We start from the raw sequence: 26,439 nt of genomic DNA on the forward strand, positions 1-26,439 counted from the left end.
GCCGTACATGCACCGCTGTTTCTCGCAGCGCCGTTCCTCGGGGCCGCGGTTCCTCGGGGCCGCCGTTCCTCGCGCCTACGCCCGCCCGGGCGCCGACTTGAGCCACGTCGCGACGGTCGCCGCCAGGATGAGGAGCAGCACGTACGCGCCCACGAGTTGGCTGACCAGGCCGTCGTCCGGACGCGTGAACACGAGCACCAGCTCCACCGCCGACGCGACCGTGAAACCGAGCCACCACCGGTGGTCGGCCGAGCCGCGGGGCTGCCGGTAGGCCCAGTACGCGAACGGCAGCCACGCGCCGAACCCGATGGTCACGACGGGCACCAGCGTCCAGACCACCCGGTGCCACAAAGGGAGGTCGCGCGGCGAACCGGACGGGTCCACGGACGGTCTGCTCACGGTCTCCCCCTCAAGGCACCACGGCTGGCGCACAACGTACCGTCCCCCGCCACGCGGGTAGGCGGTAAGCGGAAGACTGCCCGCCCACTCGAACTATTGCCCGGCGCAAAGCCGTTGACGCATCGTCAGGACGCGGTGGAGAAATGCCGGCATCCGGTGCCGCAAACGCGCGCTCCCGCCGACCGGCCCTCCGCAAAGGCGGGGGCGCGGGTGGCGGGAGCGTGTACTCGGGGGACCTGCGGCGACGTCAGTGCCACCGCAATGTCAGTGCTCGGCGCTTCGGTACTCGGCGCTTCAGTGCTGCGGCGAAACCGTCACCTCGACCTGCTGGAACTTCTTCAGGTCCGTGTAGCCGGTGGTCGCCATCGCCCGGCGCAGCGCGCCGAAGAGGTTCATGGAGCCGTCCGAGACGTGCGACGGGCCGTTCAGCACCTCCTCCAGCGTGCCGACGGCGCCGAGGTCCATGCGGCGGCCGCGCGGCAGTTCGGGGTGGTGGGCCTCCGAACCCCAGTGGTGGCCGCGGCCGGGGGCGTCGGTCGCGCGGGCAAGCGCCGAGCCGATCATGACGGCGTCCGCGCCGCACGCGACGGCCTTGGCGATGTCGCCGCTGGCGCCGACGCTGCCGTCCGCGATGACGTGCACGTACCGGCCGCCCGACTCGTCGAGGTAGTCGCGACGCGCCTCGGCGACGTCCGCGACCGCGGTCGCCATCGGCACCGCGACGCCGAGCACCCGGCGCGTGGTGTGCGCCGCACCGCCGCCGAAGCCGACCAGCACGCCCGCCGCGCCGGTGCGCATGAGGTGCAGCGCGCCCTGGTACGTCGCGCAGCCGCCGACGATCACCGGCACGTCGAGGTCGTAGATGAACTGCTTGAGGTTGAGTGGCTCGGTGCTGCCGGACACGTGCTCCGCGGAGACCGTGGTGCCGCGGATCACGAAGATGTCGACACCCGCGTCGATGACCGCCTTGTGGTGCTGCGCGGTCCGCTGCGGCGACAGCGCCGCGGCCGTCACCACGCCCGCGTCGCGGATCTGCTTGATGCGCTGCCCGATCAGCTCCGCCTTGATCGGCTCGGCGTAGATCTCCTGCATCCGGCGGGTCGCGGTGGCCTCGTCGAGGGTGCCGATCTCCTCGAGCAGCGGGGTCGGGTCCTCGTAACGCGTCCACAGGCCTTCGAGGTTGAGCACCCCGAGGCCGCCCATGCGCCCGACGGCGATCGCCGTCTCCGGCGAGACCACGCTGTCCATCGGCGCGGTCAGGAACGGCAGCTCGAAGCGGTACGCGTCGATCTGCCAGGCGATCGAGACCTCTTCGGGGTCGCGCGTACGCCGGCTCGGGACGATGGCGACGTCGTCGAAGTGGAAGGCGCGGCGGCCCCGCTTGCCTCGACCGATCTCGACCTCAGTCACGTTGCGCCTCTCCTGCCGTCTGACCGTCGAACGGTGTGTCGTACCTGAACGGTGTGTCGTATCTGGGGAAATGCGGTGGTCGTACGACCTGCCCGCGGACAAGCGTACGGGGCGGCCCGGAACCTCCGGTTCCCGACCGCCCCGAACGGAAAACCCGGCTCAGCGCGACGAGTAGTTCGGCGCCTCGACGGTCATGTTGATGTCGTGCGGGTGCGACTCGCGCAGGCCCGCGGAGGTGATCCGGACGAACCGGCCGCGCACCTTGAGGTCGGGGACGGTGGGCGCGCCCGCGTACCCCATCGACGCGCGCAGGCCGCCGATGAGCTGGTGCGCGACGGCCGCCAGCGGGCCGCGGTAGGGCACCTGGCCCTCGATTCCCTCGGGCACGAGCTTGTCCTCGGACAGCACGTCGTCCTGGAAGTAGCGGTCCTTGGAGAACGACTTGGCCTGGCCGCGCGACTGCATCGCACCCAGCGAGCCCATGCCGCGGTAGCTCTTGAACTGCTTGCCGTTGATGAAGATCAGCTCGCCGGGGCTCTCCTCGCAGCCCGCGAGCAGGCTGCCGAGCATCACGGTGTCCGCGCCGGCCGCGATGGCCTTCGCGATGTCGCCGGAGTACTGGAGGCCGCCGTCGCCGATGACCGGCACGCCCGCCGGGCCGCACGCCTGCGCGGCCTCGTAGATCGCGGTGACCTGCGGCGCGCCGACGCCGGCGACCACGCGCGTGGTGCAGATCGAGCCGGGGCCGACGCCGACCTTGACGCCGTCCACGCCCGCGTCCACGAGCGCCTGGGCGCCGTCGCGGGTGGCGATGTTGCCGCCCACGACGTCGACCTTGGTGTTGGCCTTGACCTTGGCGATCATGTCGAGCACGCCGCGCGAGTGGCCGTGCGCGCTGTCCACCACGATGAAGTCGACGCCGGCCTCGACCAGCGCCTGCACCCGGCGGAAGCTGTCGTCGCCGGTGCCGACCGCGGCGCCGACGACGAGCCGTCCGTCGGCGTCCTTGGTGGCGTACGGGTACTTCTCGCTCTTGACGAAGTCCTTGACGGTGATGAGCCCGCGCAGCCGGCCCCCGTCGTCGATCAGCGGCAGCTTCTCCACCTTGTGGCGGCGCAGCAGCTCCATCGCGTCCTGGCCGCTGATCCCGACCGGCCCGGTGACCAGCGGCATCGGCGTCATGACCTCGCGGACCCGGCGCGCGTGGTCCACCTCGAAGCGCAGGTCGCGGTTGGTGACGATGCCCAGCAGGCGGCCGTTCTCGTCGGTGACCGGGACGCCGCTGATGCGGTACCGCGCGCACAGGTCGTCGGCGTCGCGCAGGGACGCGTCCGGACCGATCGTGATCGGATCGATCACCATGCCGGCCTCGGAGCGCTTCACCAGGTCGACCTGGTTGGCCTGGTCCTCGATGGAGAGGTTGCGGTGCAGCACGCCGACGCCGCCCTGGCGGGCCATCGCGATCGCCATGCGCGACTCGGTGACGGTGTCCATCGCGGACGAGAGGAGGGGGATGCGCACGCTGATGTTGCGCGTCACCCGCGACGTGGTGTCGACCTCGCTCGGCACGACGTCGGACGCACCCGGCAGCAGGAGGACGTCGTCGTAGGTCAGCCCGAGCATCGCGAACTTCTCGGGTACGCCGTCGGCCGTGAGACTCATGACACCTTCCGGTTCCGGTTGGAAGTGATCGACTGGGAAGACCGACTGGAGCGACCCGATCGAGCCGACCGGCACTGCTGTGCGCCTCCACCGCCTGGACCGCGGGAAAAACGACGGCTCCGCCGGGGCCGACCGCCGCGCACGCGGGTACGGCCGTCCCGGTGGTGTGCCGGTGGGATGGGGACCAATGCTACTCGGGTCCGGCGGTGCGCGGTCCCGGAGCGTCCGGTCGACCGCCTCGGCACCGCCTCAGCAGCGGTCCGTCACCGCCCGCCGCCCCCCGGGGACGGCGTCGACCTCGGCGAGCAGGGCGTGGAAGAGGCGCGCGAGCCGGTCGCCCTGCGGCCGCCCGTTGCGCAGCCGGAGCGTCTCCACCAGTTCGTCGTCACGGCGCAGGAGTCCGAGGTCCGCGAGGGCACGAGGGGTCGGTGTTCCGACCCGCACTTGGCGCATCCCCGGGATCCCCGCGTTCACGCCGTCATCTCCTCCTCCGCCAGCGCGCGCAGTCGGGACAACGCACGGTGCTGTGCGACGCGTACCGCCCCTGGGGACATCCCCATGGCACGGCCGGTCTCCTCGGCGGACAGGCCGACGGCGACCCGCAGGACAAGAAGCTCGCGCAGGTTGTCGGGCAGCCGCCCGAGCAGGGCCCGGGCGTGCGCGGCGTCACTGCGGCGGACGACCTGGTCCTCGGGTCCGGGGTAGTCGTCGATCGCCTCGGGCAGGTCGCAGGTCGGCACGGCGGCCCGTACCGCGGCCCGCTGCACGTCCACGACCTTGTGTGCGGCGATGCCGAACACGAAGGCCTCGAACGGGCGCCCCTCGTCCCGGTACCGCGGCAGCGCCGACAGCACCGCAAGGCACACTTCCTGCGCCGCGTCGTCGGCGGCGTGCTCCGCCCCCGGCACCCGGCCGAGTCTCGCCCGGCAGTATCTGAGCACCAAAGGGCGCACGTACGCCAGCAGTTCATCGGTGGCCTGAAGGTCCCCCTGGACAGCCCGAACAACCACGGCACGCATGCCGTCATCCACCCGGCTGTCGGCCCTGTCCGGTCTGTCCGGCATGCGCTCGGCGATCCCGCCCATGAGATTCAGTATGCCGGTCCGCGGACCCTGCGGTTCGCCCCAGGTGTCGGCGACGGTCCTCCGCAGGGTCCCGGAACCACTCCGATCACCGCACGAGGCCCCAGCGGAAGCCGAGCGCGACCGCGTGCGCACGGTCCGACGCACCGAGCTTCTTGAAGAGCCTGCGGGCGTGGGTCTTCACGGTGTCCTCGGACAGGAACAGCTCGCGCCCGATCTCCGCGTTGCTCCGGCCGTGGCTCATGCCCTCCAGCACCTGGATCTCGCGTGCCGTCAGGGTCGGCGCCACACCCATGTCCGCGGAGCGCAGACGGCGCGGCGCCAGGCGCCACGTCGGGTCGGCGAGCGCCTGGGAGACGGTCGCGCGCAGTTCGGCGCGCGACGCGTCCTTGTGCAGGTAGCCGCGGGCGCCCGCGGCGACCGCGAGTGCGACGCCGTCGAGGTCCTCGGCCATCGTCAGCATGATCACCCTGGCACCGGGGTCACCGGCCAGCAGCCGGCGCACCGCCTCGACGCCGCCGAGTCCGGGCATGCGCACGTCCATGAGCACGAGGTCGGAGCGCTCGGCGCCCCAACGGCGCAGCACCTCCTCGCCGCTCGTGGCCGTGGTCACCCGTTCGACGCCGGGGACCGTGGCCACCGCGCGCCGAAGGGTCTCCCGCACCAGCGGGGAATCGTCGCAGACCAGGACGGTCGTCATCGCCGGCCTCCGCAGCAGATCCGCGTCACGTTGAGCCTCCACGCCTGTACGTTCCGTTGCCTACGCGATCGGTGATCACCCGGTGTCCCAGAGTCTGTCCCCGCGCGTACACCTTGCGGGGTTCGAATCGCCGACCGCCTCACCCATCACCAACGACCGTCACCCGAAAGGGTTACGGGCTGGGGTCGCGGGTACTTCGGGGGCCGTGGGGCCCGCCGCTACCACAACGAGCCGACCCCATCCGAGGGCACGCCGACGCGGTGGCCATTCCGGGCGACACCGCCTCACCCGCCCGTGGCAGGGCGCACCCGATGGTCATGACCACACATTTTTTACTGGTTTTCGCGCATAAGACCGATATATGCATGGAACTGATCATTCTGTGGCACTTTCGCACCATCGTTTGATCGCATGGTCAGGCCACCTCTTGCGGAGTCATCCGCACCAGTGACCGTGCCGACAGCAGAAGCGGCACCGCGAGAGGCACCAGAACCGGCATCACCAGCGGCAACGCAAGCGGAACAGCACGAACCCGCAATTTGCCCCTGAACACGAGGGACGACTCATGGCTGATTTCTCCCGGCTCCCCGGCCCGAACGCCGACCTGTGGGACTGGCAGCTGTCCGCCGCCTGCCGAGGCGTGGACAGCGCGCTGTTCTTCCACCCGGAGGGCGAACGCGGCGCGGCGAGGGTCGCTCGGGAAGCCGCGGCCAAGGAGGTGTGCCAACGTTGCCCGGTCCGCGTCCAGTGCGCGCAGCATGCGCTCGCGGTGCGCGAACCGTACGGCGTCTGGGGAGGGCTCACCGAGGACGACCGCGTCGAGATGGACGGTCGGCGCCGGATGCTCAACCGGACCGACGTGACCACCGCCGGCTGAGGGCCGGCGACCGACCACGCGAGAACGGCGGTGGCCCCGTCCCGAGGGGATCGGGGCGGGGCCACCGCCTTCGCGTCAGGGTGTGCCGTCAGGGGCGTGCCGTCAGCGGGTGCCGTCAGCAGTGTGCGGCTGCGCGGCTCACATGCCGAAGGCGGACATGTCCAGCTCCCAGACGGCGGGCCAGTCCTTGCCGCGCAGCAGGGCGTCCGTACCGCCGTCGCAGAACACCACCGAGCCGACGAAGAACGTCGACTCCGGGCCCAGCAGGAACGCGGTCAGCGCCGCGATCTCCTCCGGCTTGCCGCCGCGTCCGACCGGCAGCGGGAACATCTTCATGCCCTCGGCGGTCAGCGGGTCGACCTTGCCGGCCGCGGTCATCGGCGTCTCGATGAGCCCCGGCGCGATCGCGTTGAGGCGGATGCCGGCGCCGATCCACTCCTCCGAAACCGCCTTGGCGCGCACGTAGTACGCGAGCGCGGCCTTGGACGCGGGGTACGACCCCATCATGTCCTTGTCCGCCGCCTCACGGGCACCCGCCTCGTCGCCGGCGAGGCACAGTTCCGCCAGCGTGGTGTCCCAGTTCGGCTGGCACGTGGTCGAGTTGGAGCTGATCATCACCACGGCCGGCTTCTCGGCCTTCGCGAGCAGCGGGCGCAGGCCCTCCAGCACCTCGACGGCACCGAAGTAGTTCACCGAGACGATCAGCGAGCCCGGGCGCCCGGTGGCCGCCGCGAGGCCCGCGAAGGGCGCGAAGCCGTCGAGGGAGTCGCCGGCCAGCTCGGTGACGCGCGCGACCGCCTCGGCGCGGCCCTCGGACGTGGACAGGTCCACGTTGACGTCGCTGTCGCGCAGGTCGACGCCGATGACGCGGTGGCCGTCCGCCTCCAGGCGGGCCTTGGTGGCGGCGCCGAGGCCGGATGCCGCACCGGTGATCGCGTACGTCCCCATGGTTCTCCCTCTGTCCTGCTCTGTCTGGCCTGACGGTATGTCAGATCTTGTGCAGTGCGCACTCTTCCAGATCCTGCTTCGGCACAGAAGGCCGAAAGGCCGAGGGCCCCGGGAACGCCGTGTGGCGTTCCCGGGGCCCTCGACTCGCGCGTGGCTCGTGCGCGAACGTGCTGCTCGCGTACGAGGCGCGCGTACTGCCCTGCTACCTGCTGCCTGCTACCTGCTGCCCTGCGTCGGAGTCCGACGGTGTCAGTGGCTGTGGCCGTGGCCGCCGTGGCTGTGGCCGTGCGCAGCCTCCTGCTCGGCCGGCTTCTCGACGACCAGCGACTCGGTCGTCAGGAGCAGCGACGCGATGGACGCGGCGTTCTGCAGCGCGGAGCGGGTGACCTTGACCGGGTCGATGACGCCGGCCTTGAGCAGGTCGCCGTACTCGCCGGTCGCGGCGTTGAAGCCGTGGCCGACCTCGAGCTCCTGCACCTTGTTGACGATGACGTAGCCCTCGAGGCCCGCGTTCTCCGCGATCCAGCGCAGCGGCTCGACGGTCGCGCGGCGCACGACCGAGACACCGGTGGCGACGTCGCCGGTCAGGCCCAGGTTGTCGTCGAGCACCGAGGCCGCGTGCACGAGAGCGGCGCCGCCGCCCGCGACGATGCCCTCCTCGATGGCCGCGCGGGTCGCGGAGACCGCGTCCTCGAGACGGTGCTTCTTCTCCTTGAGCTCGACCTCGGTGGCCGCACCCACGCGGATCACGCACACGCCGCCGGCCAGCTTCGCGAGGCGCTCCTGGAGCTTCTCGCGGTCCCAGTCGGAGTCGGTGTTCTCGATCTCGGCCTTGATCTGGCGGACGCGGTCCGCGATCGCGGCCGAGTCGCCCGCACCGTCGACGACCGTGGTGGCGTCCTTGGTGATGGTGACGCGGCGCGCCGTACCGAGGACCTCCAGGCCCGCCTGGTCCAGCTTGAGGCCGACCTCGGGAGCGATGACCTGGCCGCCGGTCAGGATGGCCATGTCCTCCAGCATCGCCTTGCGGCGGTCGCCGAAGCCCGGGGCCTTGACCGCGACGGCGTTGAACGTGCCGCGGATCTTGTTGACGACCAGCGTCGACAGGGCCTCGCCCTCGATGTCCTCGGCGACGATCAGCAGCGGCTTGTTGCCGCCCGCCTGGATGACCTTCTCCAGGATCGGGAGCAGCTCGGCGATCGCCGAGATCTTGCCCTGGTTGATGAGGATGTAGGGCTCCTCCAGGACCGCTTCCATGCGCTCCTGGTCGGTGACCATGTACGGCGACAGGTAGCCCTTGTCGAACTGGAGGCCCTCGGTGAACTCCAGCTCCAGGCCCATGGTGTTCGACTCTTCGACGGTGATGACACCGTCCTTGCCGACCTTGTCCATGGCCTCGGCGATCAGCTCGCCGATCTGACGGTCCTGCGCGGACAGCGCGGCGACGTTGGCGATGTCCTCCTTGCCGTCGATCGCGCGGGCGGTGCCGAGCAGTTCGTCCGACACGGCCTTGACCGCGGCGTCGATGCCCTTCTTGAGGTCCATCGGCGCGGCACCGGCGGCGACGTTGCGCAGGCCCTCGCGTACCAGCGCCTGGGCGAGCACGGTCGCGGTGGTCGTACCGTCACCTGCGATGTCGTTGGTCTTGGTCGCCACCTCCTTCGCGAGCTGGGCGCCGAGGTTCTCGTACGGGTCGTCGAGCTCGACCTCGCGGGCGATGGTCACACCGTCGTTGGTGATCGTCGGCGCGCCGAACTTCTTGTCGATGACGACGTTGCGGCCCTTGGGGCCGATCGTCACCTTGACCGCGTCCGCGAGCGCGTTGACGCCGCGCTCCAGCGAACGGCGGGCGTGCTCGTCAAACTGAAGAATCTTGGGCATGGGATGTGAGTCCTCTTGTTCCTTCGTCCTCAAGCCTGCATGTACGGGCCGCCAACGACGCCGCCCCGGGCGCCCCAGTCGGGGTGCCCGGGGCGGGTCGATGAATCAGCGGCCCAGAACGACGTCTAGAGCCGCGATGTCACTTCTCGATGATCGCGAGAACGTCGCGCGCCGAGAGGACGAGGTACTCCTCGCCGTTGTACTTCACCTCGGTGCCGCCGTACTTGCTGTACAGGACGACATCGCCGACCTTCACGTCGAGCGGCAGGCGCTGCCCGTCCTCGAAGCGGCCGGGGCCCACGGCCAGGACGACGCCCTCCTGGGGCTTCTCCTTCGCCGTGTCCGGAATGACCAGGCCCGAGGCCGTGGTCTGCTCGGCCTCGAGCGTCTGGACCACGATGCGGTCCTCAAGCGGCTTGATGGCAACCTTGGTGCTGGCGGTCGTCACGATCCGACCTCCCCCTTCGGAGATCTCACGGGGTAATTGTCAGGTGGCGACCAGGTAAGCCCGTCGTCGCGGGTGCCGGACCTGCCCGTCGCGTTGGCACACTCATAGGGAGAGTGCCAATGCAGACCCTAGGGTCCGCTTAGCACTCCGTCAACTAGAGTGCCAACGAGCGCCGCCCGGATCCCCCCTTGGGGGGAAGCGCAGGGCACCTCCGCCGGACGCCGCTCGGGGCCGCCCCTGGGCCGTGATCTCGGGGCGCGATCGTGAGGGTCAGCCCGTCGACGGCCCTGCTCGTATGCTCCCGGCCGGGCCTGCCCGTGCGCCAGATACTCGCCATATGACAGGTACCGGAGGCCGGGACGAAGCGCGGAGTCGGCCGCGAAGAAGTTTTTTCAGTGCGTGATCCCATGGGCCTTCATGACGGAAAATCTGCCCACGACAAGGGGTATCGGGTGATTTGCACGGATGAGTCCCGACGGCCGGCCCGATTGCGGAAGTGACAAGGCCGGTGCAATTGCGTCGAGGGTGGGCCGTCCCGCGATTTACTCTCGCGGGCATGACGTCATGTGATGCGCCTGGACGCTGCCGGATCGCTCTCGATGGGGCCGGGGTGGTGATCCGGCAGGAGACCGGTGACGATCACCGCGATGTGCGCGACGTTCACACGCGGGCCTTCGGTGGCGACGAGCGGATTCCGGGGCTCGTGGAGGCACTTCGCGTTGCGGAGGCTGCGTTGGCGCCGATGTCCTTTGTCGCCGTCGTCGACGACCGGATCGTCGGGCACGTCCTGCTGAGCGCTACGCGGTTGGATGCTCCGCGCCGGATCGTGGACGTCCTGTCACTGTCACCGTTGGGCGTGGCTCCGGAGTTCCAGCGCCAGGGCATCGGTACGCAGCTCATCGCCCACGCCCTCGAAGCGGCCGACAACCAAGGGGTGCCGTTGGTGTTCCTGGAGGGTTCGCCGCAGTACTACGGCACGCGCGGCTTCGAGCGCGCCGGTGCGGTGGGCTTTCGTTCGCCGTCGCTGCGTATTCCTGACGCCGCTTTTCAGGTCGCCCGGTTGTCCGCTCACGAGCCGTGGATGACGGGAACTTTTGTGTATTCAGAGGCTTTTTGGGCGTTCGACTGCGTCGGCCTGCGTGACCCTGCGGGCTGAGGGAATGCCCGACTCGACCCTCGCACATCCGGAAGGTGCCCGGCCGGGGGGCGGTCGCTCGTTCGGGTCAGGCCGAGGGGCGGGTTGCGGCGTGTGGTGTTCGACTTGGCTGGATCGGGAGATCAGTGTCCGCGTTCCAGGGAGTGCACCATGGCGATCGTCGTTGTCTTCGAGTTCCCCGGCATGACTCAGGCGCAGTACGAGGGAAGCGCCGAGAAGGTGACGGGCGGACGCGGGGCGGTGACGAGCCTTTCCGACTGGCCCGTGCCGGGGATCATTTCGCACACCGCCGCACCCACCGCTGACGGATGGCTCGTCGTCGACGTGTGGGAGTCGGAGGAAGCGTTCCAGCGGTTCGGTGAGTTCATCATTCCGGCGCTGGAGGAACTCGGCGTGGCGGACGCGCAGCCGAGGATCTACCCCGCCCACACCGTGGTCACCGGCTAGTCGGTACGGCAGGTTTCGGGGCCGAGGGGCGGCCGGCATGGGTCGAAGTGCTCGGGTCGGCTGACGTACGTATCCGGCCGGTGTGGGCGGCACGGAGAATGTGGGGGTGGACGTCGAGGGATTTGCGCGGTTGTTGTCGGCCGAGGGGCGCGGGCTGCTCGCGGAGTTGGCGGAGTATCGGCCTGCCGACGAGTTGGCGTGGGCGACGCGGCTGCGGCGGGCGCATGTGCCGGAGTTGGTCGCCGCGGCGCTGACGCAGGCCCGGTTGCGGCAGCGCGGGCGGGCGAAGTTCGGGGACGACGCGGCGCGCATGTTCTTCACGCCGGACGGGGTCGAGCAGTCCACCCGGGCCGAGGTCGCGGCGCACCGGGCCGCGCGGATCGCGGCGGCCGGGGTCACTCGGGCGGCGGACCTTTGCTGCGGGATCGGTGGGGACGCGCTGGCGCTGGCGCGGGCTGGGGTACGCGTGGTCGCGGTCGACATGGACCCGCTCACGTGCTCGGTTGCGCAGGCCAATGCGGAGGCGCTGGGCCTGGCGGAGATGGTCGAGGTGCGGTGCGAGGACGTCACGCGGGTCGCGCTGGACGGGTTCGACGCGGCGTTTCTGGATCCGGCGCGGCGGACCGCGCGGGGGCGGGTGTTCGATCCGGAGGCGTACTCGCCGCCGCTGTCGTTCCTCGACGAGTTGGCCTCGCGCGTACCGTGCGGTGCCGCGAAAGTCGCACCCGGGATTCCGCACGAGGTCGTGCCCGACGGGATGGCCGCCGAATGGGTGTCGTACGGCGGCGACGTGAAGGAGGCGGTCCTGTGGTGGGGCCGGCTCGCGGACGGCGAAGGGCGGTTGCGCGCCACGCTGTTGCCGGGCGGTGCCTCCCTGGCGGCCGACGACGCACGCCAGGCGCCCGACGGGCCGGTGGCGCGCTACCTGTACGAGCCGGACGGCGCCGTCATCCGCGCGCACCTGGTCGCCGAGGTCGCGGAGGAGGTGGGCGGGGCACTGGTCGACCCGATGATCGCGTACATCACGGCGGACAGGCTGGTGGAGACGCCGTTGGCGACGGCGTACGAGCTGACGGATGTGCTTCCGTTCAACCTGAAGAAGCTGAAGGCCCTCGTACGCGAGCGCGGGATCGGCAGCCTGACCGTCAAGAAGCGCGGTTCGGCGGTCGAGCCCGAGGAGGTGCGCAAGCGCGTGAAGCCGAGCGGGCCGGGAGCCGCGACGGTGTTCCTGACGCGCGTCGCGGGGGCGCCGACAATGCTGGTCGGGCGGCCGGTCGGCCGGTAAGGACCGGGCCGGGGGTCCGTCAGACGTAGTCCTCGAGACGCGCGACGGTGAAGCCCTGTGCCTGGATCTTGCGGAGCAGGTTGGCCATCATCTGCGTCATCGTCTTGCCCTTGAGGTCCGAGGGCCCGCGGAAGTGCGCCAGGATGATGTCGCCGGGCTTCAACTGCTTGTCGGCGTCGAGATATTGCATGTCGCTGATTTGCATCGACTCGCGCCACAGCACGATCGCGCCGACGCCGCACTGGCCGGCGACCTGCTCGGTGGTCGCGTTGTAGTTCCCGAACGGCGGGCGGAACAGGTACGGCCGTACCCCGTACTCCTGTTCGATCCGGTCCTGGTTGCCGCAGATCTCGCGCTTCTGCGCCTCCGCGTCCAGCGTGCGCAGGTTCGGGTGGTCGAGCGTGTGGTTCTGCACCGAGTGGCCCATGTCCTGCAACTTGCGGAAGTACTCCGGGTCCTGGCGCACGTAGCTGTCGTTCAGGAACATCGTGAACGGCACGTTCATGTCCCGCGCCATCTCCAGGAACTTCGGGTCCTTCTCGGCACCGTCGTCGATGGTGATGAACACGATCTTCTGGTCGGTCGGCACGCTCTTGATGACCGGCGGCGCGGCGGGGTTAGCCTTCACCGGCTTGGTCGCGGGCGGTGCGGGGGCGGCCAGGAAGGGCTGGAGGCCCCACCTGGCGGCCTTGGCGGCGGCGTCGCCGGGCGGTGGCGCGGCGGGCCCGCCGCCGGGCGGTACGGCGGCCTGAGTCCCCTGCGGGGCCGGTGCGGCCTGGGTGGTCCCGCCCGCGGACCCGGGGCCGGGAGCGACCCCGTCGGCCCCGAACGGCTTGTGCTCGCCCGACTTGCCACCGCAGGCGGAGAGCACGAGGGCGGACACCAGGGCGAGGACCGCCGCCGCACGCCTGCCCGCGCCGCCGCTCGTACGGCCGCGCGTACGGCCTCCTACGCGGCCGACCACCGGGCCGTCCGCCCGAACTCGTGTACCCACCGCCACCGTTCCCGCGCCTTTCCGTCGTTCTGGCGGCCACTCCGGCCACCCGCACTCGACCACACCTGCCGACGCTCGCACTTCCCGACGCCGCACCCGCCGACGCCGCGCTTGTCCACACCCGCAATCGTTGACTGTCCACACCCGCCGACGGTCCGCACCCGCCGACGGTCCGCACCCGGCGACCGCCCGCCCATGTCGCGGCGCGCGCACGGCGTGCGCACCGGGCGCACAACATCCGTACGCGCCGCGCCCGCGCATCGGTTGCCTCGAAACTTCACCCGCTTGCAGCGATCCGTCCGGAAGATGCCGTCTTAAGCTACGCCACGCGCATACACCATCACCCATATGACAGGTACGGGAATGTCGATACGGGTGTAAACAGCTGGGTGACCGGGGCACACTCAAGTCCTGAAGGCATGGCTCGTGCGGCGGCGCGATGCCATGAGTGCGGCCGTCCCGCCCCCGGCTTGTGATTCGGCCTCCTCGCCGGGGGCGGGTACGGAGTCCGGGATTCCGGACCGACCCGCCCACCGCGGCGGCCGCCGCCCACCTTCACGGCACCAGGAGATGACGAGGACACCCCGCGCCCACGACGGGGCGCGGGGTCAGCGTTGCACCTGCTCGAAGTCCCACTCGTGCGGCGGCCGGGCGACCAGATCGCGCGGCGGGTCGGGCAGCCCCGAGGGCTCGCCCGTCCACAGGCTGATGACCACGACCCTGCTGTCCGCGCTGCGGAAGACCTCGACGCGTTCGAGGCCCGAGGTGCCCTCCAGGGACGGCAGGGCCGTCGCGTACACCCAGTCCACCAGCGCGTCGCCGCTGCCCGGGTTCGCCTTCGCCTCCCACATCGTGGCCGTGATGCGCGCGGTCATGGACCGCCCCCTCCCTGTCGGTTCCCCGTCGGTACGTTCACCCGGGCACACACCCGCCCGTGCCCTACGCCTGCGTCACCGTGACCGGCATCGACGAATCCGCCGGGATGCCGAGCGTCGACGGAGCCCGGTCGCGGCGTACCATCTCCGCGCCCAAGGCGGCGACCATCGCGCCGTTGTCCGTGCACAGCCCCGGGCGTGGCACGCGCAGCGTGATGCCGGCGGTCGCACAGCGCTCGGCGGCCATGGCCCGCAGCCGCGAGTTGGCCGCGACACCGCCGCCGACCAGCAGGTGGTCGACGTCGTTCTCCCGGCACGCGCGAATCGCCTTGCGGGTCAAGACGTCCACCACGGCCTCCTGGAACGACGCGGCGACGTCCGCGACCGGCACCGGCTTGCCGTCGCGCCCGCGCGCCTCGACCCAGCGCGCGACCGCCGTCTTCAGGCCGGAGAAGGAAAAGTCGTACGCGGCATCGCGCGGCCCCGACAGCCCGCGCGGGAACGCGATCGCATCCGGGTCGCCCTCGCGCGCCCGCCGGTCGATCAGCGGCCCGCCCGGGAACCCGAGCCCCAGCACGCGGGCGACCTTGTCGAACGCCTCGCCGGCCGCGTCGTCGATCGTCGCCCCCAACGGCCGTACGTCGCTGGTCACATCGGGTACGAGCAGCAGCGACGAGTGCCCGCCGGAGACCAGCAGAGCCATGCACGGCTCCGGAAGTCGGCCGTGTTCGAGCTGGTCCACACACACATGGGCGGCGAGGTGGTTGACGCCGTACACCGGCTTGTCGAGCGCCATCGCGTAGCCCTTGGCCGCCGCGACGCCGACGAGCAGCGCGCCCGCGAGGCCGGGACCCGAGGTGACCGCGATCGCGTCGATGTCGGACATCGCGACGCCCGCGTCCTTGAGCGCGCGGTGCACGGTCGGGACCATCGCCTCCAGGTGGGCGCGGCTGGCGACTTCGGGGACGACACCGCCGTAGCGGGCGTGTTCGTCGACGCTCGACGCCACCGCGTCGGCCAGGAGCGTGGTGCCGCGGACGATACCGATACCGGTCTCGTCGCACGAGGTTTCGATGCCCAGGACGAGCGGCTCGTCAGCGGCCACGGTCGCCGGCCTCCTCGGGTACCGGGCCGCCGCCGTTCGAGGCGTGCCGTACGCCGGAGCTGTCCGGCGGGTCGGCGGCGTTCAATGCCTCGGAATCGTGCGGTACGTCGACCGCATGCGGTGTGCCGGAACCGTGCGCTGCATCGACGGCATGCGGTGCGGCGGCGTGTCGCGCGTTGCTCGCGTGCCGGGCCGCGGAACCGTCGCGGGTGATGTCGCAGCGCATCACGAGGGCGTCGACGTTGGCGGGCTGGTAGTAGCCGCGGCGTACGCCCAGCGGAACGAACCCGAAGCGCTCGTACAGCCGTTGCGCCCGCGTGTTGTCGACGCGCACCTCCAGAAGGACGTGGTGGCAGCCGCGCCGCCGGGCCTCGTCCAGCAGGTCGGCGAGCAGGGTGGCGCCGAGCCCGGTGCCCCACTGGTCGCGGCGTACGCCGATGGTCTGCACGTCGCCCTCGCCGCCGGCGCAGGCCAGCCCCGCGTATCCGGCGATGGCGCCCGAGGCGTCCTCCGCGACGACGTAGTGGCGCGTCTCCGGGTCGGCGAGCTCGGACCAGAACATGCCCGGCGACCAGGCGTCCTCGGCGAACAGGTCGTGTTCCAGCGCGAGCAGTTGCTCGATGTCCCACCAGCGCAGTGCGCGAACCGTCGGGGCGGTCGTCATGACGCGAGTCTATGGCCATCCGCCGGAAGCGCCCGGATTGCACCGCATCGACCGCGTGCCCGGCGCTACTTCCGCCGGGCACCGCCGACGCCCTACTGTCTGCGCAACGGTTCTACGCGCGCAGAATGCGGCCGACCCGGCGCCCGGGACGGCTCCAGGTTCGCCGACCGACCGCCGCACGTTGTTCCGCCGCCCACGCACCGCAGGTCGCCCGCACGACGGGCGGCGTTCACCGGCAGTCCGCAGGATTCGCCACACGACCGGACACCGGCCCACGACATGCAAGCCCGCCGGAAGCAGTTCCACACGACGTGGTTCCACAAGACGGAGTTCCGCGAGACCCAGCTCCACCAGACGCAGCTCCGCGAGACCCGGCTCCACAAGATGCAGGCATCAGCGCGCACGACCCGTTCGGCCCGGCCCATACACACGTTCACACCAGGAGGACTCGGGTGACACCACGTCAGTTGTCGCCGCTGCCGCCACGCACACGGCGGGGACGGCGTACGTCCGGCGCCGTCGCGGCAACCGTCGCCGCCGCGGTGGCCGCGACACCCGCGCTGCTCGCGCCCGCGACGGCCGCGGCAGCCCCCTCGCCGAGTGCGGTGATCGCCGAGGTGTACGGCGGCGGAGGCAACGCCGGCGCCACGCTCCAGCAGGACTTCGTCGAACTCGGCAACCGGAGCGGCGACGCCGTCTCCCTCGCCGGATGGTCGGTCCAGTACCTGCCCGCCGCCCCTGGCCCCACCAGCCGCTGGCAGGTGAGCGTGCTGACCGGGAGCCTCACCCCGAACGGCCGCTACATCGTGGCCGAGGCCAAGGGCACCGGCGGCACGCTGGCGCTGCCCGCCCCCGACGCCACCGGCACCATCGCCATGTCCGCGACGGGCGGCACGATCGCGCTGGTCGATTCGACCGAGGCGTTGACCTGCCTGACCGCGGCCGACTGCGCCGCGGACGCCCGGATCCGGGACCTCGTCGGCTACGGCAGCGCCGCGGTCCGCGAGGGCTCCCCCGTCACCGGCGCGTCCAACACCGCGGGCGTGGCGCGCGGTACGGCACTCGCCGACACCGACGACAACGCCGCCGACTTCGCGTCCGGCGCGCCGACACCCCTCAACTCGCGCGGCGAGGGCCCGCGCGACCCCGGCACCGATCCGGGAGCGGCCGCGCGTATCCACGAGATCCAGGGAACCGGGCGTGTGTCGCCCAAGAACGGCCGGCAGGTGTCGGCCGTTCCCGGCGTGGTCACCGCGATCCGCCCCTTCGGCTCCGCGCGCGGCTTCTGGTTCCAGGACACGCAGCCCGACGCCGACCCGCGTACCTCCGAGGGCATGTTCGTCTTCACCGGATCGGCCACGCCGCAGGGCGTCGCGGTCGGCGACGCGGTGACCGTGAGCGGCAAGGTCGAGGAGTTCTACCCCGGCAACGCGGACGCCAACGGCCAGTCGCTGACCGAACTCACCGGTGCCACCTGGACGGTCACGTCGTCCGGCAACGCCGTCCCGGCGGCGGTCGTGCTCGACGCCGCGACGGTGCCCGACGCGTACACCGCGGACGGCAACCTGGAGACGCAGCCGCTGCAGCCCGGCGCGTACGCCCTCGACCTGTACGAGTCGGTCGAGAGCCAGCGCGTACAGGTGGCCGACACCCGTGTGGTCGGCGCCACCACCTCCTTCAACGAGCTGTGGGTGACGGTCGAACCGGCGCAGAACCCGACGGCGACCGGCGGGACGCTCTACGGCTCGTACGCCGCGCAGAACGGCGGCCGGGTCAAGGTCACCTCGCTGATCCCGTTCGCCGAACGCCCGTTCCCCAAGGCCGACGTCGGCGACACGCTCACCGGCCCGACGGCCGGGCCGATGACGTACGACGGCTTCGGCGGGTACGGCGTCGCCGCCACCACCCTGGGCACGCTCACCTCGTCCGGCCGCACGCCCGAGACGACGCGGGACCAGAAGAACACCGAACTCGCGGTCGCGACCTACAACGTCGAGAACCTGTCGCCGGTCGACGACCAGGCCAAGTTCGACCGGCTCGCGCGCGGCATCGTCACCAGCCTGGCCACGCCGGACATCGTGGCCCTGGAGGAGATCCAGGACAACAGCGGCCCCGCGAACGACGGCACAGTGGCCTCCGACCAGACGCTCGCCAAGCTCGTGGACGCGATCGTCACGGCCGGCGGCCCGCGCTACCAGTGGCGCACGATCGACCCGCAGGACGGCACGGACGGCGGCCAGCCCGGCGGCAACATCCGCAACGCCTTCCTGTTCGACCCGGCACGCGTCCAGTTCGTCGACCGCGCGGGCGGCGACGCGACCACGCCGGTCGGCGTCCGCAAGACGTGGCTCGGCCAGGCGCAACTGACGTTGTCCCCGGGCCGCGTCGCCCCCGCGGACGAGGCCTGGACCAACAGCCGCAAGCCGCTCGCCGCCGAGTTCCGCTTCCGCGGGCGCACGGTGTTCGTCATCGCGAACCACTTCGCGTCCAAGGGCGGCGACCAGGTCCTCGACAGCCGCACGCAGCCGCCGAACCGGACGTCCGAGGTCCAGCGCCTCAAGCAGGCGGCCGTACTGCACGGGTTCGTGGGCGACATCCTCACCGCCGACCCGCGCGCCAACGTGGTCGTGCTCGGCGACCTGAACGACTTCGCCTTCTCGCCGACCCTCAAGACGCTCACCGCCGACGGCTCGCTGAAGGCGCTGGTCGAGACCCTGCCCGCGAACGAGCAGTACGGGTACGTCTTCAACGGCAACAGCCAGATGCTCGACCACATCCTGACCAGCCCGCGGCTGACCCGCTTCGAGTACGACATCGTGCACGTCAACGCGGAGTTCGCGGACCAGGCGAGCGACCACGACCCGCAGGTGCTGCGGGTCAGGCCGAGTACCGGCAGCGATCTCCTGGACTGGCTCGACCAGTTGCTGGAGCCCTGGCTCGACCGGCAGTAGCACGCGAACGTACGGAGGGCCGCGGCCTCGGGGGCGTCACGCCCGGGGCCGCGGCCTTGTGCGTTGGTGGCCTCGCGGTGCCGGCGTACGGCTGAAGTACGGCCGCCGTACGGTCCGGCACCGCCTGCCGCCCGCCGCCGGTCAGCGCCGCAGTGCCTCGACCGGCTCGATCCGCGCCGCGCGCCAGGACGGGTACAGCCCCGCTACCAAACCGGTGACCAGCCCGACGAACGGGGCCGCCAACACCAGGAGCGGGTGGACGATCGGCGTCCAGTCGCGGGCGGCGGCCGTGGCCACGACCGTCGCGGTGCCGAGGCTGGTGCCGATCAGACCGCCCACCACCCCCAGGGTCGAGGACTCGGCGATGAACTGCCCCGCGACGTGGTGGCCACGCGCACCCAGTGCGCGGCGCAGGCCGATCTCGGCGGTGCGCTCCATCACCGCGACCAGCGTGGTGTTGGCGATCCCGACGGCACCGATCACCAGGCAGATCCCGGCGAGCAGCAGGAAGAGCGTGTCCAGGTCGGACGTGACGTTCTCGCGAAGCGACCGCGGGTCCGGCGGCGCGACGGTCTTGAAGTAGTCGGGGTGGTCCGGCCGCAGGGCGTACGGCGCCTCCTGGGCGACCTGCCGGGCGGCACCCATCTCCGTCGAGACAAGCATCGCCGCCCGCGCGCCGGGGTCGGGCGGTCCCCAGATCGCCTCCGCGGCCGTGTGCGGCACCACGACCGACATCAGCAGGTCGGGCTTGCGCTCGGTGTCCGCGAGGATGCCGACGACGGTGAACGGGATGTCGTCGATGAAGACCGCCGGCAGCGTCTCCAACGTGCTGATGCCGAACCGGGCCGCGACGCCGGGTCCGACGACCGCCACCAGCTCCGCACGGCCGTCGTGGAAGGCGTCCCACGAACGGCCCTGTGCAAAGGTCGCGCCGGCCGCCCGAAGCACTCCCGCCGACGCGGCGAGGACCGGAGTGGCCTGGCTCTGCCGGTCGCCGCCGACCGGGGCGGCGCGGACCCCTCCGCCCGCGGACAGCCGGACGTCCCAATACGTCCCGGCGGCGGTGACCCCGTTCAACGCGCCGACGCGCGCGTCGGCGTCGGGTGGCAGCGCCACCGGCACGTGTTCGCTGTCCTCGCCGCCGGTGTCCTCGACGGTGACCTCTGTCGCGGTGAACTTGTTGAATCTGTCCCCGATTTGGCCGCTTGCGGTGGCGGTGATGCCGAGCACGGCCACGAAAGTGCCGACGCCGAGGACGGTCCCCAGCGCGGTGAGCATCGAGCGGGCCGGGCGCTGCAACATCCCGGCCAGCGCCTGCGCCACCAGGTCCCGCCACGCGAACCGGGAGCGCGGCAGGTCCTGTTCGGCTGCCGGACGCTTCCGGTCGGATGCGGCGGTACGCGCGGCGGTCGGTGCGACGGCGGGCGGGGTGGCCGGCTCGACGGCAGGCGGGGAGACGGGCGCTGTGGGGGCAACTGCCGCCGGTACCACGGGCGTACGCGGCGGGCCCACCGGGCGGGGCGGTACGGCGGGCTGGGGCGGCGGCACGGCGCGGGCAGGCGACCATGTCGGTGTCACCGGCTCGCGCGCCGGAGCCGGTTGCGTTTGAGCCGGTTGCGTTTGAGCCGGTCGTACCGGAGCTGGTTCCGCCGGAGCCGACTGCGGCGGGGTCGTCGGCGCGGCGGGCGGAGGTCCAGCATGCAGATGTGCAGCATGCGTAGGTGCGGCGGTTGCGGGCGCGGTGGTTGGGGTTGCCGCGGGCGGAGGCCCGGTCGACGCCCGTGCCAGGGCCTCCCCGGCGGGCCCGCGGTCGAGGTCGAGCCAGGGGTTGCGCGAGGACGACGGCCTCACGCGGGTGCCCACGGCCGCGCCTGCTCGGTCAGCAGGCCGTCGCGGATGGCGACCGTACGCGTACCCCGGGCGGCGACCGACGGATCGTGGGTGATCAGCATGATGGTCATGCCCGCGCTGTTCAGGTAGTCGAGCAGGACCAAGATGTCCTCCGCCGTCGTGGAGTCGAGGTTTCCGGTGGGCTCGTCGCACAGCATCAGCGCCGGCCGGCCGGCCAGCGCACGCGCGATGGCCACGCGCTGCCGCTCGCCGCCCGACATGGTCGAGGGCAGTGCCCGCACGCGGTGCCGCAGACCGACCATGACCAGGGCCCGGTGGGCGCGCGCGAGGCGTTCCGCGCGCGGGATCCCCTGGTAGACCATCGACAGCTCGACGTTCTCGATCGCGCTGCGGTGCGGCAGCAGGTGGAACGACTGGAACACGAACCCGATCCGCGCCCCCCGCAGTGCGGCGCGGCGGCTCTCCGGCAGCTCTCCGGTGTCGACGCCGTCGAGGAGGTAGCGGCCACCCGTCGGGCGGTCCAGCAGGCCGGCGACGTTCAGGAACGTGGACTTGCCGGAACCGGACGGACCGACGATGGTCATGTACTCGCCGCGGAAGACGCGCAGGTCGGTCCGCCGCAGCGCCTGCACCTCGGGCGGGCCGGGGTAGGTGAGCGAGACGCCGTCGAACTCGATCACCGGGACCTCGCGGGCATCGGCGGCGCCGACGACGGTGTCGGTAGCGATGCCGGCGGCGACGCCGACGGTACGTCCGGCGGCGATTTCGCCGGCGTCCGGCCCGCCCGCGGCCGTCCCGTACGTCACTTGTCCGCCCCCGCCGTGGCCGCCGCACCGGCCGGACCGCCCGCCACGCCGATCATCACGCGCTCTCCCGCCCCGAGTCGGGCGTTCGCGACCGGCGTCACCTGGACGTACCCGTCGCCGGTCGTCCCCGGCCGGACCTCGACACGGCGCTTGGCGCCGTTCGGCTCGACCACCGTCACCACCGTGCGGCCGTCGGCACCGGCCGACACCGCGGACAGCGGCACCACGAGCACCGGTCCCGCCGACGCGGCCGCCTCGACGGTCAGCCGCACGTCCTGTCCGGCGAGTTTCGCGTTCAGGGGCTGCGTAGGAGTCGCCACCATCTCGTACGTGCGGGCACCGGAGCCGGACTTGGCCTCACCACCGTCGCCGTTCGCCGCATTTGGGTCGGACGGGGCGTCCGCGACCGAGGTGACCTTCGCGGCCGCTTCGAGCCCGGTCACCTCGGACAACACCTTGACCTGCATGTCGGGGCGGACCAGGCCCTTTTCGTGCGGGGCCAGGGCGCCTCGGATCACCAGGGCGCCGGATGAGATGCCGAGCACCTTCTCCGCCGCCGGCTTGCCGACCTGGGCGTTGACCGAGTCCACGCGACCGGGGAACGCGCCGAGGAACACCACCTCGGAAGCGGGCACCATGGCACCGGACTTCGCGGGGTCCGGGGGCGTCTCCGTCTTGCCGTCGTCGGAGCCTTGGGCCTGCGGTGCGGAGTATCCGATCCGCTGATATAGCGCGGCCACCGCGTCGCGGGTTCCGACGCCGTAGGAACCGCTGCGATCCGCACCGGTATTGAGTCCGACCGCGGAAAGCGCCTGCTGCAATTGGGCGACGTCCTTGCCCTCCGCACCGGGTTTCAAATCGCGGTACGCCGGAACGGCGCCCGGCAACACAAATACCGGCCTTCCGGAAATCTCCACGAGCACCTGCCCGGCCGCGAGCGCGTCACCGGTTTTCACCCGCACAGCGGTTACGACGGCCGAACCGCCGGAATCCTCCAGGCTTTTCCCGGCACCCTGCGCGGTCACGTCCACGGATTGCGCCGCGGTGACCCGGCCGCGCAGCACGACGGTGTCCACCAGCCGCCGGGATTCGACTTCCGCGGTGATGAGGGAGTGCGGCGGGGCGTCGGCCTCCGCGGCGTGCTCACCAGGCGATTTGACGAACTGCGCCGCGCCGAGACCGCCCAGCGCCACAACCAGTGCGGTCACCACGGTGATGACGAGCATTCGGCGTCGCCTGTCGACGAACCCCTCGGCCGCGTACGCGTCCTCCGCGTTGGTCAGCCTGAACGCCGGGCCCTCGTTGTGGCGCATCCTCTAGCCTCCGGTCCCCGTTCCGTGGCGGGGAACCCCGACGGAATCACCCGGTACTCGGGTCGTCTTCGAGCGAGTGCCGGATCAGATTGCCAGGTGCGACGGCGTCGCGCGGCACGAACGCGCGTTGTGGATACTGGCGTTGACGCTCCGGAAATCACCGTGCCAGCCTCACCGTCGGCGCGCCCTGCGCCATTCCGAACTTCCGCCGGCAATCCCGTATGGGGGAAATTTGTGATGTCGCGCAACCGAAAGTTCACCGCATTGGCACTGGGGGGCGCGGCCGTACTCGGCTCTATCGTCCTCACCGCGACCCCGGCGTCTGCGGGCCCGGGCACCTGCAAGAGGGGCGTGGACGTCTGCCTGTACTACAACTCCGACTTCAAGGGCGCGAAGTACGGCCTGTCGGAGACCCGTTCCTACAACGGTCTGAAGTTCGCCGGCGGCAATGGAGCCGGGCAGGCGGTCAAGAACAACGCCGCGTCCGTGCACAACATGAACGTCCGCCTGACCGCACGCATCACGTACAACTCGACCGGCTCCCAGTGCCGGACCGCGTGCCAGGACCTTCCGCCCGTCGCCAAGGCCAACCTCAAGCCCTCGATGAAGAACGAGAACGCCGCGCAGTACCTCTACAACAAGCACGGCGGCCCCGGCGGGGACCCTGAGGCCAGGCGGTGACACGGAAGTCGCGCGTCGTTCGGCAGGTCGCCGTCGCCCTCGGAGTGGCCGTCGCGGCAGTGGCCTGCTCGTCGGACGATAAGGCCGACTCCGCGGCCGCCCCGCCGGCGGTCGGCAGCATTCCGCAACTGGCGAGCATGGAGGGACAGGCGCTGCCGCTGGAGACGTACATGCTCCAGCCGGACCAGTCGGCCAAGATCCTCGGGGCGCGCGAGCGCATGGTCGAGCAATGCATGACGCGCCAGGGGTTCGACTTCTCCTTCGACCTCGGCGCCTCTTCCGGGGGCACCTCGTCCGCGGACTTCACCAAGTCCCAGTCCGAGATGCGGTATCTCATCGACGCCAGAGCGGCGGCGAGCTACGGCTACCACTCGCCCCCGCTCTCGGCGGCGGAGCAGGCTCCCCCGCCCGAGCCGACGGCGGCCGAAGCACAGGCCCTGCAAGGCACGGACGGCAACGGCGGCTGCTTCGCCGAGGTGGACGCCAAGCTCGCCGAGCGCGGCGTCATCATCCAAGACCCTGCCCTTGTCGTCGACATCAACAAGGGCGGCATGCAGCGGTCCCTCGAAGACCCGCGCATGAAGGACGCGTTCACGCTGTGGTCCCGCTGCATGCAGGAACGCGGCTACGCCTACGCCACGCCTCTCGACGCCTCCGACGACCCCCGCTGGGAGGCGGCGGAGACGGCGAGTCCCGAGGAGGTCGCCACTGCGGTCGCGGACACCGAGTGCATGGTCGCGAACAACGTGGCGGGTATCTGGTTCGCGGTCGAATCCGCCTATCAGAAGCGGGAGATCGAGGCGAACTTCGAGAAGCTCGAAGAGGTTCGCAAGGCCATCGACACCAGCATGCGGGTGGCGGAGGAGATCACCGCCCAAGCCTGACCGGGCGGACCTGACGCCGCGTTTCCGGGTAACCCCCGGGGACGCGGCCCTCCGCGCGTCCGGCCCCGATTCGAGAGACGCCCCACGGCGGCCGTGCGTTGTGGGGCCGTTCACCGTTCGGGCCCGAGCGTGCCCGCGGCCCCGTTCACCGGGTCAGGACGGTGTCACCGGCTTGTAGTTGGCGGGGACCTTGGCATCCGGGCGGCGCAGGTACAGCGGTTCGGGGGCGAGCAGTTCGCCGCCGTCCTTGAGGCGTTCCACGGCGAGCCGAGCCAGCGCGGCCGCGTCCACGTGCTCGGGGCCGCCGACGGAGGTGAACGCGTCGGCGTACAGCGCGGCGCCCGCCCCGACCGCGGGGAGGCCCTCGACCGAGGCGGCGATGTCCGCGGCCCGGTCCACGGACGGGCCTTCGAGGCGCGTGCGGGCGTCCGCGTACCGCGCCCAGTAGACCTCTTTGCGGCGGGCGTCGGTCGCGGCGACGAACGGCGCCTCGCGGCCGGTGGCGTAGGCCAGCGCGTCCAGCGTGCAGATGCCGTGCACGGGAATGCCGAGGGCGTCGCCCAGGGCGCGGGCGGTCATCAGGCCGACGCGCAGGCCGGTGTACGGACCGGGACCGACGCCCACGACGATGTCGGTCAGCTCCGCGCGACCGCGGCCGGCATCGGCGAGGGCCGCCACGATGCCGGGGACCAGGAGCTCGCCGTGGCGTCGCGCGTCGATCTGCGTGCAACCGGATACGACCTGGGACCCGTCGTGGAGAGCGACGGTCACGGCAGGGGTGGCGGTGTCGAAAGCGAGCAGCAGCACCGCCCAAGGCTATCCCGACGGCGTGGCGCGGCGGACCGCGTCGCACGGACCGGGCCGCGGTGCTGGCACGATGTGTGCCGTGGGGTAACGCGCCGCCGAGTGTGCGCGAGGCCGCGCGGTGCGTGACGCCGTGGGTGGCGCCGCGGGTCATGCGGCCGGTCGGACCGGTCTTGCGGCCGGTGCGGCGGCCGGTGCCGCGGACGGTGCGGCAGGTCGTACGGCGCGCTGTGCCCCAGCTGTTCGGGCGGGTTTCGGGTGGGTAGAGCGGTCGGGCGAGAGGCGAAGTCATGGCGAATCCGGGGACGACGGTCGCGGGCATCACGCTCGTGGCGCTGGTCGGCGTGGGGGCGCTGGCCTGGAAGGCCGCGGACACCTCACCGAAGGACCGCAAGGCGGACGTGACGAGTTCGAGCACGCCGATCGCGTCGCCGGGTGCGACGCAGGCCCCGCCCCAGGCGACGGCCCCACCGGCGGTCCCGGCGAACTCGGGGACCGGCAAGCGCGTCGTGTACTCGGTCGGTCAGAACCGCGTCTGGCTGATCGACGTGGTGAACAGCAAGGAAGAGGTGCTGCGCACGTACTCGGTGGTGGCGGGCAGCGTGCTGACGCCGGCCGACGAGTACCGGGTCAAGGGCAAGACCGTGGGGCCGCAGCGCGGCGGCGACGGCCTGCGGATCGAGAACACGGTGGTCATAGGGACCTTCAACGGGATGACGCTCGGCTTCAGCGCGACCGACACGCCGTTGGAGCAGGTCGCGGCGGGGAACGTACCGGCGACGAGCCCGTCGCCCACGACGACGCGCAAGCCGACCGGTCGGGCGACCGCGACCAAGAGCCCGACGGCGACGACCCGGCCGAAGAACGCGGGTGTGCGCGAGACGCCGGGGGACGGCAAGGCGCTGTTCGAGTTCGTGGACATCGGCACGCTTGTGGTCGTCGTGGCCTGACGTCGGGGCTCTTCAGCACGTCAGCACGTCGGCTCGGCAGACCGGCCGCGGCCTGGTCGGTGCGTGGGTCGATGCGTGGGCCGGGGCCGCGTGTGGGCGCGGGCGGCGTGTGAAGTAGCTCTCGCCGGGATGCCCCGTACGGCCCAGTGACCTGGCCGTACGGCATCTCGGCACGCGTGTTCGCACCACCACAACATCACTTTTTCCGATTTGTCGACATACCATCGCCATCAGGTTGACGGCAGGTTGGTCGGTACGGCGGAAGT

Annotated in this window: 24 protein-coding genes and 1 pseudogene; 8 read left to right on the top strand and 17 right to left on the bottom strand. The window is 71.5% G+C overall.

Annotated elements, in window-relative coordinates; translation table 11 throughout:
• Positions 1 to 75: 75 nt before the first annotated feature.
• From ACWD12_RS02215 to ACWD12_RS02240, 6 genes are all read right to left on the bottom strand, one after another.
• On the bottom strand, positions 76 to 399 hold the full coding sequence (locus tag ACWD12_RS02215; protein WP_450097959.1) for a hypothetical protein: 324 nt from the start codon (positions 397 to 399) through the stop codon (positions 76 to 78).
• A 294-nt stretch (positions 400 to 693) separates the two neighbouring features.
• On the bottom strand, positions 694 to 1,809 hold the full coding sequence (locus ACWD12_RS02220; RefSeq protein WP_358355228.1) for a GuaB3 family IMP dehydrogenase-related protein: 1,116 nt from the start codon (positions 1,807 to 1,809) through the stop codon (positions 694 to 696).
• A 159-nt stretch (positions 1,810 to 1,968) separates the two neighbouring features.
• The gene (gene guaB / locus ACWD12_RS02225) at positions 1,969 to 3,471 is read right to left on the bottom strand and encodes an IMP dehydrogenase (protein ID WP_358355226.1); all 1,503 of its coding nucleotides are present in this window, start codon (positions 3,469 to 3,471) and stop codon (positions 1,969 to 1,971) included.
• A 249-nt stretch (positions 3,472 to 3,720) separates the two neighbouring features.
• Positions 3,721 to 3,945 carry a hypothetical protein gene (locus tag ACWD12_RS02230; protein ID WP_358355224.1) on the bottom strand — a complete coding sequence of 75 codons (225 nt, stop codon included), beginning with the start codon at positions 3,943 to 3,945 and terminating at the stop codon, positions 3,721 to 3,723.
• A complete protein-coding gene (shbA, locus tag ACWD12_RS02235) occupies positions 3,942 to 4,535 on the bottom strand; it encodes an RNA polymerase sigma factor ShbA (protein WP_358355273.1) in 594 nt (197 codons plus the stop codon). The genes ACWD12_RS02230 and shbA overlap by 4 nt, the downstream gene beginning before the upstream one ends.
• 106 nt (positions 4,536 to 4,641) lie before the next feature.
• Positions 4,642 to 5,253, bottom strand: coding sequence for a response regulator transcription factor (locus ACWD12_RS02240; RefSeq protein WP_235054757.1), 612 nt, complete (start codon positions 5,251 to 5,253; stop codon positions 4,642 to 4,644).
• 565 nt (positions 5,254 to 5,818) lie between these two features.
• On the opposite strand from ACWD12_RS02240, the gene ACWD12_RS02245 reads away from it, so the two are divergent.
• Positions 5,819 to 6,130 (top strand): WhiB family transcriptional regulator, encoded by a 312-nt coding sequence (locus ACWD12_RS02245; protein WP_281468958.1) that lies wholly within the window; start codon positions 5,819 to 5,821, stop codon positions 6,128 to 6,130.
• A gap of 138 nt (positions 6,131 to 6,268) precedes the next feature.
• Here the strand turns inward: ACWD12_RS02245 and ACWD12_RS02250 are convergent, their stop codons facing one another.
• The 3 genes from ACWD12_RS02250 to groES all read right to left on the bottom strand — a co-directional run bounded on the left by ACWD12_RS02250 (position 6,269) and on the right by groES (position 9,407).
• Entirely contained in the window at positions 6,269 to 7,078 is an 810-nt protein-coding gene (locus ACWD12_RS02250) for an SDR family oxidoreductase (RefSeq protein ID WP_450097960.1), read from the bottom strand.
• 249 nt (positions 7,079 to 7,327) lie between these two features.
• Positions 7,328 to 8,959, bottom strand: coding sequence for a chaperonin GroEL (gene groL, locus ACWD12_RS02255; RefSeq protein WP_358355219.1), 1,632 nt, complete (start codon positions 8,957 to 8,959; stop codon positions 7,328 to 7,330).
• A 139-nt stretch (positions 8,960 to 9,098) separates the two neighbouring features.
• On the bottom strand, positions 9,099 to 9,407 hold the full coding sequence (groES, locus tag ACWD12_RS02260) for a co-chaperone GroES (protein ID WP_235054761.1): 309 nt from the start codon (positions 9,405 to 9,407) through the stop codon (positions 9,099 to 9,101).
• 610 nt (positions 9,408 to 10,017) lie between these two features.
• On the opposite strand from groES, the gene ACWD12_RS02265 reads away from it, so the two are divergent.
• From ACWD12_RS02265 to ACWD12_RS02275, 3 genes are all read left to right on the top strand, one after another.
• Entirely contained in the window at positions 10,018 to 10,563 is a 546-nt protein-coding gene (locus ACWD12_RS02265; RefSeq protein WP_450097961.1) for a GNAT family N-acetyltransferase, read from the top strand.
• Positions 10,564 to 10,713: 150 nt separating this feature from the next.
• Positions 10,714 to 11,010 carry a hypothetical protein gene (locus ACWD12_RS02270; protein WP_358355215.1) on the top strand — a complete coding sequence of 99 codons (297 nt, stop codon included), beginning with the start codon at positions 10,714 to 10,716 and terminating at the stop codon, positions 11,008 to 11,010.
• Positions 11,011 to 11,116: 106 nt separating this feature from the next.
• Complete coding sequence (locus ACWD12_RS02275) at positions 11,117 to 12,295, top strand: class I SAM-dependent methyltransferase (RefSeq protein WP_450097962.1); 1,179 nt, start codon at positions 11,117 to 11,119, stop codon at positions 12,293 to 12,295.
• 19 nt (positions 12,296 to 12,314) lie between these two features.
• Here the strand turns inward: ACWD12_RS02275 and ACWD12_RS02280 are convergent, their stop codons facing one another.
• The 4 genes and pseudogenes from ACWD12_RS02280 to rimI all read right to left on the bottom strand — a co-directional run.
• The gene (locus tag ACWD12_RS02280; RefSeq protein WP_450097963.1) at positions 12,315 to 13,289 is read right to left on the bottom strand and encodes a polysaccharide deacetylase family protein; all 975 of its coding nucleotides are present in this window, start codon (positions 13,287 to 13,289) and stop codon (positions 12,315 to 12,317) included.
• 608 nt (positions 13,290 to 13,897) lie between these two features.
• Complete coding sequence (locus tag ACWD12_RS02285; protein ID WP_358355209.1) at positions 13,898 to 14,164, bottom strand: hypothetical protein; 267 nt, start codon at positions 14,162 to 14,164, stop codon at positions 13,898 to 13,900.
• Between the two features lie 64 nt (positions 14,165 to 14,228).
• Complete coding sequence (gene tsaD, locus ACWD12_RS02290) at positions 14,229 to 15,269, bottom strand: tRNA (adenosine(37)-N6)-threonylcarbamoyltransferase complex transferase subunit TsaD (protein ID WP_450097964.1); 1,041 nt, start codon at positions 15,267 to 15,269, stop codon at positions 14,229 to 14,231.
• A gap of 193 nt (positions 15,270 to 15,462) precedes the next feature.
• Positions 15,463 to 15,933 (bottom strand): annotated as a pseudogene (gene rimI / locus ACWD12_RS02295) (ribosomal protein S18-alanine N-acetyltransferase); the annotation flags it as partial.
• 452 nt (positions 15,934 to 16,385) lie between these two features.
• Between rimI and ACWD12_RS02300 the strand changes: the two are divergent.
• On the top strand, positions 16,386 to 18,884 hold the full coding sequence (locus tag ACWD12_RS02300; RefSeq protein WP_450097965.1) for an endonuclease/exonuclease/phosphatase family protein: 2,499 nt from the start codon (positions 16,386 to 16,388) through the stop codon (positions 18,882 to 18,884).
• Positions 18,885 to 19,025: 141 nt separating this feature from the next.
• Here ACWD12_RS02300 and ACWD12_RS02305 read toward each other — a convergent pair whose 3' ends face one another.
• From ACWD12_RS02305 to ACWD12_RS02315, 3 genes are all read right to left on the bottom strand, one after another.
• Positions 19,026 to 20,240: an ABC transporter permease gene (locus tag ACWD12_RS02305; RefSeq protein WP_450098198.1), complete on the bottom strand. Its 1,215-nt coding sequence runs from the start codon at positions 20,238 to 20,240 to the stop codon at positions 19,026 to 19,028.
• Between the two features lie 491 nt (positions 20,241 to 20,731).
• Positions 20,732 to 21,463 (bottom strand): ABC transporter ATP-binding protein, encoded by a 732-nt coding sequence (locus ACWD12_RS02310; RefSeq protein WP_358355267.1) that lies wholly within the window; start codon positions 21,461 to 21,463, stop codon positions 20,732 to 20,734.
• A 74-nt stretch (positions 21,464 to 21,537) separates the two neighbouring features.
• Entirely contained in the window at positions 21,538 to 22,854 is a 1,317-nt protein-coding gene (locus ACWD12_RS02315) for a peptidoglycan-binding protein (protein ID WP_450097966.1), read from the bottom strand.
• Positions 22,855 to 23,091: 237 nt separating this feature from the next.
• On the opposite strand from ACWD12_RS02315, the gene ACWD12_RS02320 reads away from it, so the two are divergent.
• Together ACWD12_RS02320 and ACWD12_RS02325 are read left to right on the top strand one after the other, a co-directional pair.
• Positions 23,092 to 23,535, top strand: coding sequence for a peptidase inhibitor family I36 protein (locus ACWD12_RS02320; protein WP_450097967.1), 444 nt, complete (start codon positions 23,092 to 23,094; stop codon positions 23,533 to 23,535).
• Positions 23,532 to 24,419: a hypothetical protein gene (locus ACWD12_RS02325; RefSeq protein WP_450097968.1), complete on the top strand. Its 888-nt coding sequence runs from the start codon at positions 23,532 to 23,534 to the stop codon at positions 24,417 to 24,419. The genes ACWD12_RS02320 and ACWD12_RS02325 overlap by 4 nt, the downstream gene beginning before the upstream one ends.
• Before the next feature lie 153 nt (positions 24,420 to 24,572).
• Here the strand turns inward: ACWD12_RS02325 and tsaB are convergent, their stop codons facing one another.
• On the bottom strand, positions 24,573 to 25,226 hold the full coding sequence (gene tsaB / locus ACWD12_RS02330) for a tRNA (adenosine(37)-N6)-threonylcarbamoyltransferase complex dimerization subunit type 1 TsaB (protein ID WP_450097969.1): 654 nt from the start codon (positions 25,224 to 25,226) through the stop codon (positions 24,573 to 24,575).
• Between the two features lie 287 nt (positions 25,227 to 25,513).
• On the opposite strand from tsaB, the gene ACWD12_RS02335 reads away from it, so the two are divergent.
• Positions 25,514 to 26,173 carry a hypothetical protein gene (locus ACWD12_RS02335; RefSeq protein WP_358355198.1) on the top strand — a complete coding sequence of 220 codons (660 nt, stop codon included), beginning with the start codon at positions 25,514 to 25,516 and terminating at the stop codon, positions 26,171 to 26,173.
• Positions 26,174 to 26,439 lie beyond the last annotated feature (266 nt).

The organism is Streptodolium elevatio, from assembly GCF_053592165.1.

Bases quoted from the DNA above. Each gene is read 5' to 3' on its own strand.
- guaB (WP_358355226.1), bottom strand. From the start codon at position 3,471: ATGAGTCTCACGGCCGACGGCGTACCCGAGAAGTTCGCGATGCTCGGG.
- shbA (WP_358355273.1), bottom strand. From the start codon at position 4,535: ATGCCGGACAGACCGGACAGGGCCGACAGCCGGGTGGATGACGGCATG.
- ACWD12_RS02240 (WP_235054757.1), bottom strand. From the start codon at position 5,253: ATGACGACCGTCCTGGTCTGCGACGATTCCCCGCTGGTGCGGGAGACC.
- ACWD12_RS02245 (WP_281468958.1), top strand. From the start codon at position 5,819: ATGGCTGATTTCTCCCGGCTCCCCGGCCCGAACGCCGACCTGTGGGAC.
- ACWD12_RS02250 (WP_450097960.1), bottom strand. From the start codon at position 7,078: ATGGGGACGTACGCGATCACCGGTGCGGCATCCGGCCTCGGCGCCGCC.
- groL (WP_358355219.1), bottom strand. From the start codon at position 8,959: ATGCCCAAGATTCTTCAGTTTGACGAGCACGCCCGCCGTTCGCTGGAG.
- ACWD12_RS02270 (WP_358355215.1), top strand. From the start codon at position 10,714: ATGGCGATCGTCGTTGTCTTCGAGTTCCCCGGCATGACTCAGGCGCAG.
- ACWD12_RS02285 (WP_358355209.1), bottom strand. From the start codon at position 14,164: ATGACCGCGCGCATCACGGCCACGATGTGGGAGGCGAAGGCGAACCCG.
- ACWD12_RS02315 (WP_450097966.1), bottom strand. From the start codon at position 22,854: ATGCGCCACAACGAGGGCCCGGCGTTCAGGCTGACCAACGCGGAGGAC.
- ACWD12_RS02320 (WP_450097967.1), top strand. From the start codon at position 23,092: ATGTCGCGCAACCGAAAGTTCACCGCATTGGCACTGGGGGGCGCGGCC.
- ACWD12_RS02335 (WP_358355198.1), top strand. From the start codon at position 25,514: ATGGCGAATCCGGGGACGACGGTCGCGGGCATCACGCTCGTGGCGCTG.